Annotated in this window: 14 protein-coding genes; all 14 read left to right on the top strand. The window is 46.2% G+C overall.

Features of this window, described 5'->3' with window-relative positions; genetic code table 11:
* Positions 1 to 67: 67 nt before the first annotated feature.
* Positions 68 to 580 carry a signal peptidase II gene (lspA, locus tag ABDZ72_RS12305; RefSeq protein ID WP_343753511.1) on the top strand — a complete coding sequence of 171 codons (513 nt, stop codon included), beginning with the start codon at positions 68 to 70 and terminating at the stop codon, positions 578 to 580.
* On the top strand, positions 531 to 1,439 hold the full coding sequence (locus tag ABDZ72_RS12300; RefSeq protein WP_343753509.1) for an RluA family pseudouridine synthase: 909 nt from the start codon (positions 531 to 533) through the stop codon (positions 1,437 to 1,439). Before lspA ends, ABDZ72_RS12300 begins: the two co-directional genes overlap by 50 nt.
* Before the next feature lie 174 nt (positions 1,440 to 1,613).
* Positions 1,614 to 2,156, top strand: a complete 543-nt coding sequence (gene pyrR, locus ABDZ72_RS12295) for a bifunctional pyr operon transcriptional regulator/uracil phosphoribosyltransferase PyrR (protein ID WP_343753507.1) — start codon at positions 1,614 to 1,616, stop codon at positions 2,154 to 2,156.
* A 159-nt stretch (positions 2,157 to 2,315) separates the two neighbouring features.
* Entirely contained in the window at positions 2,316 to 3,710 is a 1,395-nt protein-coding gene (locus ABDZ72_RS12290) for a uracil-xanthine permease family protein (RefSeq protein WP_343753505.1), read from the top strand.
* Between the two features lie 31 nt (positions 3,711 to 3,741).
* Entirely contained in the window at positions 3,742 to 4,629 is an 888-nt protein-coding gene (locus tag ABDZ72_RS12285; RefSeq protein ID WP_343753503.1) for an aspartate carbamoyltransferase catalytic subunit, read from the top strand.
* On the top strand, positions 4,629 to 5,912 hold the full coding sequence (locus ABDZ72_RS12280; RefSeq protein WP_343753501.1) for a dihydroorotase: 1,284 nt from the start codon (positions 4,629 to 4,631) through the stop codon (positions 5,910 to 5,912). Before ABDZ72_RS12285 ends, ABDZ72_RS12280 begins: the two co-directional genes overlap by 1 nt.
* Complete coding sequence (locus ABDZ72_RS12275; protein ID WP_343753499.1) at positions 5,905 to 7,005, top strand: carbamoyl phosphate synthase small subunit; 1,101 nt, start codon at positions 5,905 to 5,907, stop codon at positions 7,003 to 7,005. Before ABDZ72_RS12280 ends, ABDZ72_RS12275 begins: the two co-directional genes overlap by 8 nt.
* Positions 6,998 to 10,198, top strand: coding sequence for a carbamoyl-phosphate synthase large subunit (gene carB, locus ABDZ72_RS12270; protein WP_343753497.1), 3,201 nt, complete (start codon positions 6,998 to 7,000; stop codon positions 10,196 to 10,198). Before ABDZ72_RS12275 ends, carB begins: the two co-directional genes overlap by 8 nt.
* The gene (locus tag ABDZ72_RS12265) at positions 10,195 to 10,950 is read left to right on the top strand and encodes a dihydroorotate dehydrogenase electron transfer subunit (protein WP_343753495.1); all 756 of its coding nucleotides are present in this window, start codon (positions 10,195 to 10,197) and stop codon (positions 10,948 to 10,950) included. Before carB ends, ABDZ72_RS12265 begins: the two co-directional genes overlap by 4 nt.
* Entirely contained in the window at positions 10,947 to 11,861 is a 915-nt protein-coding gene (locus ABDZ72_RS12260) for a dihydroorotate dehydrogenase (RefSeq protein ID WP_343753493.1), read from the top strand. The genes ABDZ72_RS12265 and ABDZ72_RS12260 overlap by 4 nt, the downstream gene beginning before the upstream one ends.
* Positions 11,858 to 12,571 carry an orotidine-5'-phosphate decarboxylase gene (pyrF, locus tag ABDZ72_RS12255; RefSeq protein WP_343753491.1) on the top strand — a complete coding sequence of 238 codons (714 nt, stop codon included), beginning with the start codon at positions 11,858 to 11,860 and terminating at the stop codon, positions 12,569 to 12,571. Before ABDZ72_RS12260 ends, pyrF begins: the two co-directional genes overlap by 4 nt.
* Entirely contained in the window at positions 12,564 to 13,172 is a 609-nt protein-coding gene (gene pyrE, locus ABDZ72_RS12250) for an orotate phosphoribosyltransferase (protein WP_343753756.1), read from the top strand. The genes pyrF and pyrE overlap by 8 nt, the downstream gene beginning before the upstream one ends.
* Positions 13,173 to 13,264: 92 nt before the next feature.
* On the top strand, positions 13,265 to 14,122 hold the full coding sequence (locus ABDZ72_RS12245) for a LysR family transcriptional regulator (RefSeq protein ID WP_343753489.1): 858 nt from the start codon (positions 13,265 to 13,267) through the stop codon (positions 14,120 to 14,122).
* Positions 14,123 to 14,182: 60 nt separating this feature from the next.
* Positions 14,183 to 14,605 (top strand): Ohr family peroxiredoxin (locus ABDZ72_RS12240; RefSeq protein WP_343753487.1); only part of this gene is annotated, 423 nt, incomplete at its 3' end.

Below are 14,605 nucleotides of genomic sequence, written 5' to 3'. Positions count from 1 at the left end.
TTTTTATTGAACGGGTTTATTGTGGTAAACTATAAAACATTGGGATTGAGACACTGGAGGCACGGGCATGTATTTCTATTATTTATTGGCATTCCTCGTTATTGTGATGGATCAACTGAGTAAGTGGTTTGTTGTACAGACCATGGAAATTGGGGAACGACTGACTGTTATTGGCGGTTTTTTCTATATGACGTCCCATCGTAATAGCGGGGCGGCCTGGGGAATCCTTCAGGGCAAAATGATCTTTTTTTACATTATTACCGTCATCGTTGTGATTGGGATAGTTTATTTCATGCAGACACATGCTAAGGAAAATCGATGGCTGGCGGTGGCGTTAAGTCTGATTCTGGGCGGTGCCATCGGCAATTTCATTGACCGATTGTTCCGACAGGAAGTGGTCGATTTTTTTGATTTTGTCATTTTTGGATACGACTACCCCATTTTTAATATTGCCGACGCATCTCTGGTTGTCGGTGTGATACTCGTGATCATAACAACGATTATTGAAGAGCGAAAGGACAAACGTAACCATGATACACCAACACACGGTAACAGAAACGGAACATCAAAAACGGATTGACAAACTGCTGACTGGGCTGCTTTCTGATACATCCCGTTCACAGCTTCAGTCATGGATAACAGATGGATATGTACATGTTAACGGCAAAAACGTAAAAACCAATTATAAATGTCAAACAGGTGACGTTGTTGAATGGACGGTTCCCGAACCTGATTCATTAACAATTGAAGCGGAACAAATTCCATTGGAGGTTGTCTACGAAGATAATTACTTGCTTGTTGTCAATAAACCACGTGGAATGGTCGTCCACCCATCAGCCGGTCATTCATCCGGATCACTCGTGAATGCGTTGCTTAACCACTGTGATCATTTGTCACAGATAAACGGCGAAGAACGTCCCGGCATCGTTCATCGCATCGATAAAGATACGAGTGGTCTATTGGTCGTCGCCAAAACGGATACCGTGCACAGACATTTGGCAGATCAGCTCTCTGCTAACAACGTGGACCGCGAGTATGAAGCGATCGTACATGGGGTCATCGACCATAACACGGGTATCATTGATGCTCCGATTGGCAGAGATCAAAATAACCGGCAAAAAATGGGTGTCGTTGATAATGGTAAGGAGGCCGTCACCCATTTCCGCGTGTTGCAACGATTCGAACATGCTACACATATTGAATGTCAGCTGGAAACGGGCCGTACCCATCAAATTCGTGTCCATATGAATTATATCGGTTTCCCGATTGCAGGCGATCCCAAATACGGAAAACGTAAAACGATGGCGATAGACGGACAGGCATTACACGCAAAATCTCTGGCCTTTATCCATCCAAAAACAGAAGAAAGAGTTCAATTCACAGTGGAAGCGCCCCCTTATTTTCGTGATCTTTTGACACAACTGGAAAAAATCGATTGACAGCAGTAGTAACGTCTGCGATAATAAAAAGGAAATAAATAAAGAACCTTTAATATAGTCCTGTGAGGCTAAAAAGGTACCGGAAATGTCATGCGCTGACACGTCACGTATATCCAAATCCCTTTTTCCCTCCTAGGAAAAAGGGATTTTTTCGGTACGAAGGGGAGGTTGCATTTGCAAAAGAAGACCGTATTGCTTGATCAGGCAGCCATAGGACGGGCTATAACACGAATTGCCCATGAAATTGTCGAAAAGAACAAAGGTGGTCATAATCTTGTTCTTGCTGGTATTAAAACAAGAGGAATTCCGCTGACAAAACGGCTGCAAGATAAAATTAAACAAATTGAAGGTGTCACTGTCCCTGTTGGAGAACTTGATATAACGCTATACCGGGATGATTTGGAGACAGTAACCGTCAGTGCGGATCCGGAGTTGAAAGAAACGAAAATTGATGCTGATTTACAAGACAAAAAAGTTATTTTAATCGATGATGTGTTGTATACCGGCAGAACCGTCCGTGCGGCAATGGACGCGGTAATGGATATCGGACGGCCATCCCAAATTCAGCTTGGTGTTCTTGTTGATCGGGGACACCGCGAGCTTCCAGTTCGAGCCGATTATGTTGGCAAAAACATCCCCACATCGGAAAGTGAAATCATCGTTGTTCAGCTGAATGATGTGGATGCCCATGATGAAGTGAGTATTTATGATAAATAAATAGATAGACCTTTAAGTGAATCCGGTGAGATTAATAAGGTCGCTTCCAGGAAACGCGTACTTGATTTGATGACCACGTGTGCCTCTTTGCGGCCTTTTCGCAAAGAGGCATTTTTTTGGTGGTTATGAAAAGCCATGAAAAATTTGGAGGAGATAACGATGAAAAAACAGGAAATGGTAATGGATGTACATGACGTGCCAAAATGGCAGCGGTGGATCGCTCTCAGTCTGCAGCATTTATTCGCGATGTTCGGCTCTACGATATTGGTTCCGTTTTTGACCGGATTGTCCCCGGCAGTCGCATTGATATCAAGCGGTTTAGGGACACTGGCTTATCTTGTCGTTACCAAAGGAAAAATTCCAGCCTATTTAGGGTCCAGTTTCGCATTTATCGCTCCGATTATCGGTGCCAGTTCAGCCAGTGGACCGGCCGGCGCGATGATTGGCACCTTCCTGGCAGGGTTGGTATATGGCGGTGTCGCGCTTTTGATCGGACTGCTTGGACTGAATTGGCTTATGCGCATACTGCCACCGATTGTCGTTGGTCCGGTGATCATCGTTATTGGACTCGGATTGGCTTCCACGGCGATTGATATGTCCATGTATGTGCCCGGATTGGATGACGATGTATATAGCGGGACGCATTTCAGTGTGGCACTGTTTACGTTGGCCGTAACGATTATTGCCACCATTTTTTTTCGAGGGTTCTTAAATCTCATTCCGATTCTTATTGGAATTGTATCCGGGTATGTATTCGCACTTTTTCAAGGTATTGTTGACACATCAAGCATCAATGAGCAGTGGACAGCCATTGCATCAGCAGGATCCGTTTGGGGTGCTTTTGTTGCATTGTTTCAATCACCGGATTTCGTTGTTCCGTTTCTGGACTACGCGCCATTGGATGTGATGAACGGAGAGATAGTTTTGTTGATGGTTCCTGTGGCGCTCGTAACTATTGCCGAACATATCGGTGATCAAATGGTGCTCTCCAAAGTTGCCGGAAAAAACTTTCTTAAAACGCCTGGACTTCACCGTTCCATTCTCGGTGATGGGGTTGCAACGATGATCGCATCATTTCTCGGTGGTCCGCCGAATACAACGTACGGTGAAAACATTGGCGTTTTATCCATTACACGTGTATTCAGTGTCTTCGTTGTAGGCGGTGCGGCTCTCTTTGCTATCCTGTTCGGCTTCCTCGGGATTGTCACTGCCACGATCAGCTCGATTCCATCGGCAGTCATGGGCGGTGTCTCCATTCTCTTGTTTGGTATTATTGCTTCGAATGGTCTGCGGATGCTCATTGATAACCAGATTGATCTCAGTCACAAACGAAATCTTGTTATCGCTTCGGTCATCCTTGTCATTGGTGTCGGTGGAGCATTCATCCAATTATCGGATAACTTACAAATTGCCGGGATGGCATTGTCAGCTATCATAGGTGTTCTCTTGAACCTTGTGCTTCCCGGCAAGGAAAGCGGTTATGGCAACGGAGCTTTGTTTGATGACAGCAGTCTTTCAACTGACAGTCACAGTCACGATCACCATGTGGCATAAACAGTCAAACCAAGAGAAAGGATGAAAAAGCATGCAGCACTTTTTATCAGTAAACGATCTCTCATCCAATGCCATACACTCAATTTTGCAACGAGCAGAAGAGGTTGGCAATAATCCATCACCGAATGCCAAAGGCTATTTTGCTGCAAATTTGTTTTTTGAACCGAGCACACGTACAAAGACAAGCTTTCTTGTGGCGGAAAAAAAGCTGGGAATGGAGACACTTGATTTACAGACGAATACGTCCAGTATGTCAAAAGGGGAATCCCTTTACGACACGGCCCGAACTTATGAAGCGGTCGGTGCGGATCTATTGGTTATCCGACATTGCCAGGACACGTGGTATGACCAGTTGTCCGGAAACATTTCCATTCCCCTTATTAATGCCGGTTCCGGGAAAAAAGATCATCCGACGCAATGCATGCTGGATTTGCTCACCATTAAACAGGAATTCGGTGCTTTTAAAGGCCTTAATGTTGCGATTGCCGGTGACATCAAGCACAGCAGAGTGGCGTATTCGCATGCCAGTGCGCTCAGGACGATGGGTGCCAACGTCTATTTTGTAGAAGTACCGGGATTTAAAGATGAAACACTAGGCATTCCGTATGTGACAATGGATGAGGCATGTGAGATGTGTGATGTGCTGATGCTGCTCCGCATTCAGCATGAACGGCATGGATTATCCGCTTATGATACATCATCCTATTTGGCAGATTATGGATTAACGATGGAACGGGAAAGGAATATGCAGAATCATGCCATCATATTACACCCTGCACCGGTGAACCGTGGCGTTGAAATGGATACAAGGCTGGTCGAGTGTGATCGATCACGGATTTTTAAACAAATGGAAAACGGGGTACCAGTACGAATGGCTATTATTCAACGGTTATTAGACGAAGGAGGCGGAATCTTATAATGCGTTATCTATTTAAACATGCACGTCAGCTATTACAGAACGGGGAAACAGAACCATGTGAACTTTTGGTGGAAGATGGTATGATCACAACGATGGCTCCAGTTATAAGTGATGAATCGGCTTGCACTATTGATTGCATGGATCAGCTGCTCCTTCCGGGATTTGTCGATGTTCATGTGCATTTACGTGAGCCAGGCGGGGAACATAAAGAAACCATAGCTACTGGAACAACGGCAGCTGCCCGCGGCGGATTTACAACCATATGCGCCATGCCAAACACCAACCCTGTTCCGGACAATCCGGAAACGGTGCGTCAGCTGCTGGATCGAATAAGTCGGGATGCTTACGTAAATGTGTTGCCATATGCCTCCATTACGAAAGGGCTAAAGGGGGATGATTTGACACCTATTAAAGAACTTTCCGGAATGAACGTGTTTGCTTTCACTGATGACGGGGTCGGGGTGCAGACGGCCGATCACATGCTTCGGGCTATGTCGGAAGCCGCCGCCAATGGAATGCCAGTGGTTGCCCATTGTGAAGATAATTCATTGGTGTATAACGGTGTTGTGCACCGAGGTGACGTAAGTGAACGGATGAACTTGCCGGGTATCCCGTCACTGAGTGAATCCGTACAGATTGCCCGTGATGTGCTTCTGGCTGAGGCAAGTGGCTGCCATTATCATGTGTGTCATGTCAGCACAAAGGAGTCTGTTCGTGTCATTCGTGATGCCAAAAAGGCAGGGATTCGTGTTACAGCCGAAGTTACACCGCACCACCTGTTAATGAATGAACAAGCTGTCACAGCTGATGATGCTGATTTTAAAATGAATCCGCCTTTGCGCAGTACAGAAGATCAACAAGCGTTGCTGGAAGGGTTGCTTGATGGAACCATTGATTGTATTGCGACAGACCATGCCCCGCATGCAGCTCATGAAAAGGCGGGCGGATTCCGTGATGCTCCATTTGGAATCACCGGGATGGAAACGGCTTTTCCGCTTTTATATACTTACTTGGTCCAGACGGGAAAGGTTCCATTGAAACAACTTGTTGATTGGTTGACCGTCAACCCTGCCCACATTTTCCAATTGCCATACGGAACATTAGAAGAAGGTGGCGTTGCTGATTTTACGGTTGTCAATCTCAATAAAGAAGGCATCATCGACAAACATGCATTGTCGTCCAAGGGAAAGAACACCCCGTTTCAAGGCTGGCATGTACAAGCCATGCCAGTTATGACAGTGGTGGGCGGACATATCGTTTACAAGGAGGATGTATATGACTGAACGTTTCTTAGTTTTGGAAGATGGAACGACGTTGAAAGGTGAAGGCTTCGGTGCTGATAACGGCACCAGTGGAGAAATGGTGTTTCACACCGGTATGACCGGCTATCAGGAAATAGTATCAGACCCATCGTACTGCGGAGAGATTGTGATGCAAACATATCCTTTGGCAGGCAATTATGGCATCAATAGGGATGACTTCGAAACCGTCACCCCGTTCGTATATGGATTTGTTGCAAAGGAATTCTGCTCATCTCCGTCCAATTTTCGTAGTGAAGAGACGCTCCATGATTATTTGCGGGCCAATAATATTCCCGGACTCTCAGGGATTGACACCCGAATGTTAACGAAACGAATTCGCGCACATGGCACGATGCGAGCAGCCATGAGTGGAATTGGTGAAAACGCAGAACAAGCACTGGAACGATTGCGCCATTCGGAGCGGGAAAGCGATTTAGTTCAAAAAACATCCACCTTGAAGCCTTATGTGGTACCAGGCGGTGGCAAGCGAATCGTTCTTATCGATTTCGGAATGAAGCATGGCATTTTACGGGAGCTGACCAAACGTGATTGTCATGTGACTGTTGTTCCATATAACTATGGATGGGAGGCCATTTTGCGACTGAAGCCGGATGGGATCTTGCTTTCGAACGGACCAGGTGATCCAAAAGATATTCCTGATTCGGTTGCAACCATCCGGTCAATGGTTGGCAGCTATCCTGTGTTCGGCATCGGTTTGGGTCATCAACTGTTGGCTCTGGCCACTGGAGCAGACACAGAAAGGCTTTCATTCGGTCATAGAGGTCCGAGCCATCCAGTGAAGGACCTCACAAATGATAAGGTATTCATAACGTCGCAAAATCATGGCTATGCCGTATCCCGTGATTCATTAGCAAAAACTGACTTGGAACTGACACAGGTTTCCGTTCATGATCATTCCGTAGAAGGTATCCGGCACACGGTCCACCCGGCTTTTTCCGTTCAATATCAGCCAGAAAGTTCACCGGGATCCGAAGATATGAAGCACATATATGATGAATTTTTACAGTTGATTACAGACTGCACACGCAATGGTAAGGAGGATATGTATGCCTAAAAAAACGAATATACAGACCATTCTCGTTATTGGATCGGGCCCGATTGTGATCGGTCAGGCCGCTGAATTTGATTATTCTGGCTCACAGGCATGCCAGGCACTGTCAGAGGAAGGCTATACGGTTATTCTGGCTAACTCCAATCCTGCCACGATCATGACCGATCATACTATGGCGGATAAAGTTTATATGGAGCCATTAACGGCAGACTTTTTGACAAAAATTATCCGGAAAGAACAGCCTGATGCCATACTGCCGACACTGGGCGGACAAACCGGTCTGAATATGGCAGTTGAATTGGATAGAAGTGGTATATTGGATGCGTATAACGTTGAACTTTTGGGATCATCCCTGAGCGCTATTCAAAAAGCAGAAGACAGAGAAGTGTTCCGTTCGTTGATGAATGACCTCGGCGAACCCGTTCCTGAAAGCACGATTGTTAATTCTGTCGAGGCGGCTTCAAATTTTGCTGCATCTATCGGATATCCGATTATTGTTCGTCCTGCTTACACATTAGGCGGCACCGGCGGAGGAATGTGCTATAACGCAAATGAATTGGAAGAAATCGTCCGGAATGGTCTAGCCATTTCACCGGTCAATCAATGTCTGATTGAGAAAAATATTGCCGGTTTTAAAGAAATAGAATATGAAGTGGTGCGGGATAAACAGGACTTGGCTATTGCTGTTTGCAATATGGAAAACATTGATCCGGTAGGAATTCATACAGGCGATTCCATTGTAGCTGCTCCATCACAGACATTGAGTGACCGTGAATATCAGCTATTGCGGAATGCATCGCTCAACATTATTCGTGCCCTGGAAATCGAAGGCGGCTGTAACGTACAACTGGCCATCGACCCGAACAGTTTTGCATACTACGTTATTGAGGTAAATCCGCGTCTAAGCAGGTCGTCAGCCTTAGCATCAAAAGCAACCGGTTATCCGATTGCGAAAATCGCTGCCAAAATCGCCATTGGCTTGACGCTTGATGAAATCGTCAACCCGATTACAGGTACAACCTATGCTTGTTTTGAACCGTCCTTGGATTATGTGGTAACGAAAATTCCACGCTTCCCATTTGATAAGTTTGTAACCGGAAACCGCTATCTCGGAACACAGATGAAAGCAACCGGCGAAGTGATGGCTATTGGTCGAAGTTTCGAGGAATCGTTACTTAAAGGAATCCGGTCCCTGGAAATCGGCACGGAAGAACTATGGCTTCCAAGTCTTGTTGAGCTGACGGTTGACGAACTGAAAAATCGACTTCAAAAAGCCGATGATGAACGCTTGTTTGTTTTGGCTGAGGTGATTCGCAGAGATGTCCCCATTGATGAATTGTACCGGCTGACACAGATTGACCGCTTTTATCTTGTGAAACTGCAGCAACTGATTGGTTTGGAAGAAAGTCTTTCTGCCCAACCTTTTTCTCCTGGAGTGATGAAACAAGCAAAAGAAGCCGGTTTGTCGGATACACATATTGCACGGTTATGGGATGTATCAGTCGATCAAATCTATACATTCCGCATGGAACAATCCATTACACCCGTTTACAAAATGGTGGATACGTGTGCGGCGGAGTTCGAATCGGATACACCGTATTTTTACAGCACCTATGAAGATGAAAATGAATCCCAGCCGTCCGAACGTAAAAAAATACTCGTTATCGGCTCCGGACCCATACGGATTGGTCAAGGGATTGAATTTGATTATGCCACTGTCCATTCCGTGATGGCCATTCAGGAAATGGGTTATGAAGCCATCATTATGAACAACAATCCGGAAACGATTTCAACCGATTTCAGTATATCGGACAAACTTTACTTCGAACCGCTCACATTGGAAGATGTCATGCATGTCATTGATCTGGAGCAGCCTGAAGGCGTCATTCTCCAATTTGGTGGTCAGACAGCAATCAACTTGGCCGATGGGCTGAAACGACGGAACGTTACCATTTTGGGTACGAATTTGGAGGCGATTGATAAAGCCGAAGACCGTGATAAATTTGAAGCGTTGCTGAATGAACTTAATTTGTTACGGCCAAAAGGCAAAGCAGTCCCTCAACTTGATGATGCTTTTGATGCTGCCAGAGAACTCGGTTATCCGGTGCTCGTCCGGCCTTCTTATGTTATTGGCGGCAGCCGAATGGATGTTGTGCATGATGAGGAGGAACTCGACGCTTATTTAGCGAAGTCGGATGGAGCGGATAGCGAACATCCCATTTTGATTGACAAGTATTTAACCGGCATTGAAATCGAAGTCGATGCCATCAGTGATGGGGAAACCGTGATTGTCCCGGGTATTATGGAACACATCGAACGTTCCGGTGTTCACTCCGGTGACTCCATTGCGGTATATCCGCCGCAGCGAATCAGTCAAGATGTCAAAGAGAAATGTCTGGATGCAGCCATCAAAATAACCCGTCGTATGAATGCTGTCGGTTTGATCAATCTGCAGTTCATCATTGATCAAGGTGACGTATACGTTCTCGAGGTAAATCCGCGAGCCAGTCGTACGATACCATTCCTGAGCAAAATTACCGGTGTGACGATGGCAGCTCTTGCCACCCGCTGCATCTTGGGAGAATCCTTGCAGCAGATGGGCTATGCAACCGGAATTCTGCCTGAACAAGATGCTGTTTCGGTAAAAGTTCCGGTCTTCTCCTTTGAAAAGTTACGCAGCGTGGATACGACACTTGGTCCTGAGATGAAGTCGACCGGAGAAGCAATCGGCCACGATGAAACATTGGAAAAAGCATTGTACAAGGGATTAAAAGCGGCCAGTATGCCTGTGCCGAAAGATGGTGCTGTCTTATTGACCGTTGCGGACAAAGATAAGCAAGAAGCATTGGCATCCGCTAAACGGTTTCACGAGCTTGGTTTCCATTTGTATGCCACCAAAGGAACAGCAGCCTATATGCAAAACGCTGGTATCCCCGTTACAGAAGTCGCCAAAATTGGCTCGGCTGAGCGAAATGTCATCTCCATTATTGAGAATTTGGAAGTTCAGCTTGTCGTTAATACGCTGACCTCTGGGAAACAGCCGCGTTCAGATGGGTTTATGATCCGCCGGGAGGCAGTGGAACACGGTATTGCATGCCTTACCAACCTTGATACAGCCAATGCCATTTTGAATGTCATTGATTCGACAACGTTTAAAGCCACACCAATGACTTCTCATCAGGAGGTCCGTTCATGAAAGAACGTGTGGATATGACCATTTTATCTGTCAAGGAGATCGCTTTGGATACGATGGAAATGACGCTGCATCATCCGTATATTGCAGCGGCCGCCAAGCCCGGACAATTTTTATACGTATTGGCGGAGGGGCACACGTTGAGAAGACCCATTTCCATTGCGTCGATTGATAGCGAGCAGGAAACCGTAACAATTCTGTTTAAAATTATCGGCGACGGAACACGTTGTCTGGCGCGTTTGAAACCTGGTATGACGTTGGATACAGTAGGACCATCCGGCAATGGGTTTGCTTTGCAGGAGACATCACTGCAGACAGCTTTGCTGATAGGAGGAGGCATTGGCGTTCCTCCTCTGTACGGTCTTGCTCACGCATTGCATGAACAAGGGGTGAACGTAAAGACAATCCTAGGTTTTCAATCCAAAGCGCACGTATTCTACAAAGAACGGTTTGAACGCATCGGTCAAACGTATGTTGTTACTGATGACGGAAGCCTCGGTCATCACGGGCTTGTCACGGATATAGTGGATGAGGCGGGAGAGTTTGATTACTATTTTTCCTGCGGGCCGGTTCCGATGCTCAAAGCCGTGACGCATCAATTACAGGACCAACCCGGCTCCATTTCATTGGAGGAGCGTATGGGCTGTGGTACAGGAGCATGTCTTGCTTGCATGATACGGGATGATTCGGCGAGTGGCTACAAAAAAATTTGCTCAGATGGACCAGTCTTTGGTGCGAATGGGGTGATATTATGACTAATTTGGCTGTTGACCTACCGGGGCTGCGCCTGAAGAATCCGGTTATGCCTGCATCAGGTTGTTTCGGATTCGGGCGGGAATACAGTGATTTCTATGATTTGAATAAGCTCGGAGCCGTTATTATGAAAGCGGCCACCGGAGAAGCCCGTTTAGGAAATGCAACACCTCGTGTCGCTGAAACCGCCTCAGGCATGCTGAATGCGATCGGCCTGCAGAATCCCGGAGTAGAACAGATTATCGCCAGTGAAGTGTCTTTTTTGGAAGGGTACCATGTTCCGGTGGTAGCGAATGTCGCAGGTAGTACGATTCAAGAATATGTGACTGTTGCAGAAGCATTTAATAAGACACCATCGGTAAGTGCTTTGGAATTGAATATTTCGTGTCCGAATGTAAAAGAAGGTGGCATTCAGTTCGGCTCTGATCCGGATATGGCTGCTAAGGTGACCGAACACGTCAAAGCTGTTAGCCATTTGCCCGTTTATGTCAAATTATCACCAAATACGTCTGATATCGTTGCAATGGCCAAAGCGGTGGAGCAGGCAGGTGCGGACGGCCTGTCCATGATCAATACGCTGACCGGGATGCAGATTCATTTGGCTAGTCAAAAACCGACCCTGGCCAATAAAACAGGTGGTCTTTCCGGGCAGGCCATCAAACCGGTTGCCATCCGGATGATCTATGCAGTGAAACCGCATATATCCATTCCAATTATCGGGATGGGTGGTATTGCTGAAGCGGAAGATGTTCTGGAATTTATGTTGGCAGGAGCCAGTGCGGTTGCCGTTGGAACGGCTAATTTCACGAATCCGTATACATGCCCGGAGATGATCAACCGTTTGCCCGGTGTGTTACAGCAATATGGATATGAGTCGGTCCAAGACGCGATCGGAAGGGGTCATAACGAATGAAGGAACAGATATATTTTGCATTGGATTTCTCCGGTCAAAAGGAAGCTGAACAGTTTATAGATGCAAATGATTTGCAGGGCATCCCGGTAAAAGTGGGAATGGAACTTTTTTATCGGGAAGGTCCAACATTTATAGAGACGTTGAAGAAAAATGGTCACCGCATTTTCCTTGATTTGAAATTGCATGATATTCCGACAACGGTCAACAAAGCGATGAAAAATATCGCCGGACTGGATGTGGATATGATTACCATTCATGCATCCGGTGGCAGTGCCATGATCCAACAAGCAAAAGAAGGACTGATGGCCGGTGCTTCATCCGGACGTCCACCCAAACTGATTGCTGTCACGATGCTCACTTCGGCCGATGCAGCTGTGATGAATAATGAGTTAAAAATTACGGGCAATGTGGAAGATCATGCCGTCCATTTGGCATCATTAGCCCATCGGAATGGTGCCGATGGCGTGGTTTCGTCGGTCGACGAAGTACCAGCAATAAAAAAGGCTTGTGGATCATCGCTTCTGGCTGTTACACCGGGCATTCGTTTAAAAGGAGTCTCCGCAGATGATCAAAAACGCCCGTCCACGCCGTCCCGAGCCCGGGAAAATGGGGCTGACATCCTCGTTCTTGGACGGACGGTGCGTGATGCGCCTGATCCCGCAGTCGCTTATAACCATGTGATAGAGGAGTGGAATAATGGAAATGCATGATACGATGGCACGAGAATTGTTGGACATAAAGGCGATCCAAATTAAAACGGATGATTATTTCACTTGGACATCAGGTATTCGTTCTCCCATTTATTGTGATAATCGTTTGACGATGTCCTATCCTGATGTGCGCAAACAAATTGTGTCCGGATTCACCGGGATAATAGACGAAATGAATGAGCAGCCAGACGTTATAGCCGGTTGTGCCACAGCCGGAATTCCGCATGCTGCTTGGTTGGCCGAGGAACTTGATTTGCCTATGGTGTATGTCCGTTCAAAGCCGAAAAAGCACGGATTAGAAAATCGCATTGAAGGACATTTACATAAGGGTGAGCGTGTACTTGTTGTGGAAGACCTCATATCCACCGGTGGCTCGTCGATTGAAGCAGCAGAAGCATTGCGACAAGCTGGGGCTGACGTGCTGGGGGTGGCGGCTATTTTTACGTATGGTCTAAAAAAAGCCCATCAACAATTTGACGAGGCAAACCTGGATTTTTGGACCGTTACGGATTTCGATACCGTTGTTCAGCTCTTGGCAAATGATGGGACGTTGACAGACACAGAGCAGAACGAATTAAAAGAATGGCGCGCCCATCTCTGACTTTTTTAGAACTGCTGTTGTTAATTCCAGTCTTAGTGATAAGTGTGATACGCAGCATAATACGGTATAATGTATTAAGTGAGGGAATGGGCATGAAAATAGACGATTATGAGTTACTCTTAAAACTGCAGAAAATTGGCACCGTTCGCGGTACTGCCAAAGACGTTCTCATTTCACAACCGGCTGTGACGCAGCGTCTAAAATATATGGAAAACTATTTTGGTGAACAATTATTTATACGGACACCCAAAACCCTGGTCCCGACGCCGGCAGGAGAAATAGTTCTAGGTCATGCCCGCCAAGTAACCACCCAGGAAAAGGCCATTAAAAACACACTTGCGCGGTCAAGCGGTGAGGTGCAAGGCACATTATCGGTGGCTTGTTCATCGCTTGTCAGCCAGCGTTTTCTCCCGTCTATTTTGGGTGAATACACGCAAGCATTTCCGAACGTTGAAATTGATTTAGTGACTGGGCTCAGTGAGGACATTAAGCGCGAACATAATCATTATCATGTCTGTATCATACGCGGGGAGACGTTGAAGGAATCCATCAGCAAGCTATTATTTGAAGATGCTTTATATATATTTGATACCGAACCGTTTCCGGATCATCAATTGAAAGAACGTCCGCTTATTTCGTTTAAAAGCGATGATAGTATGCATAATCAAGTTGATACCTGGCTGTATTATCATCAAGACATTAAAACAGTCAAAAAAATCAGTGTCGACCAAATCGAAACGTGCAAACAATTCATGCAGGAAGGGTTGGGAATGGCTGTTTTGCCGGAAAGTGTATCCAGCTCGCTAATGGATAAATATCCGCATGTAGCCCTTCAGTTGGACGGACGTCCAGTCACGCGTAAGACTTGGATATGTTATCAAGAAGGTGTCCGCAATTTGCCACAAGTGGACCGTTTTATTGAGGGGATCGAACAAAAAGCATTTCTATAAGTTTAAACAGGGAGGAAAGCAGGAATACAACCTGTACACAGATGAGATAGGAGTGTAATCATGAGTGACGTTCTATTTACGTCCAAAGCTATTGCAGCAAATGGTCGCGACGGTCATGTACGTTCAGCAGACGGATATATTGATTTGAACCTTGTTAATCCTCTAATCCCGAATGGGGATGAAGGCGCTGATCCGGAACAGCTTTTTGCCGCAGCTTATGCCGCCTGCTTTGACAGAGCCGTTCAGCTCGCGGCAGAAAAGAAACATGAAAGTGTGGACTCGGAAACAACGGTTGAAGTAAGTTTATGCAACGATGCGGACGATGGCGGATACAAAATCGCTGTTAATCTGGACGTGCGAATCGAAGGAGCCAATCCGGAAGAAGCAGAAGAATTGGCCAATGAAGCTTATCTGATTTGCCCGTACTCCAAAGCCATCGGAAATAATATTAATGTCACATTGAATCCAATGGCTGTGGAAAAA

Source organism: Lentibacillus halophilus (assembly GCF_039522485.1).
GTDB lineage: Bacteria > Bacillota > Bacilli > Bacillales > Amphibacillaceae > Lentibacillus > Lentibacillus halophilus.
Note: the sequence above shows the minus strand (reverse complement) of the source record. Positions and strands in the feature narration are given on the sequence as shown.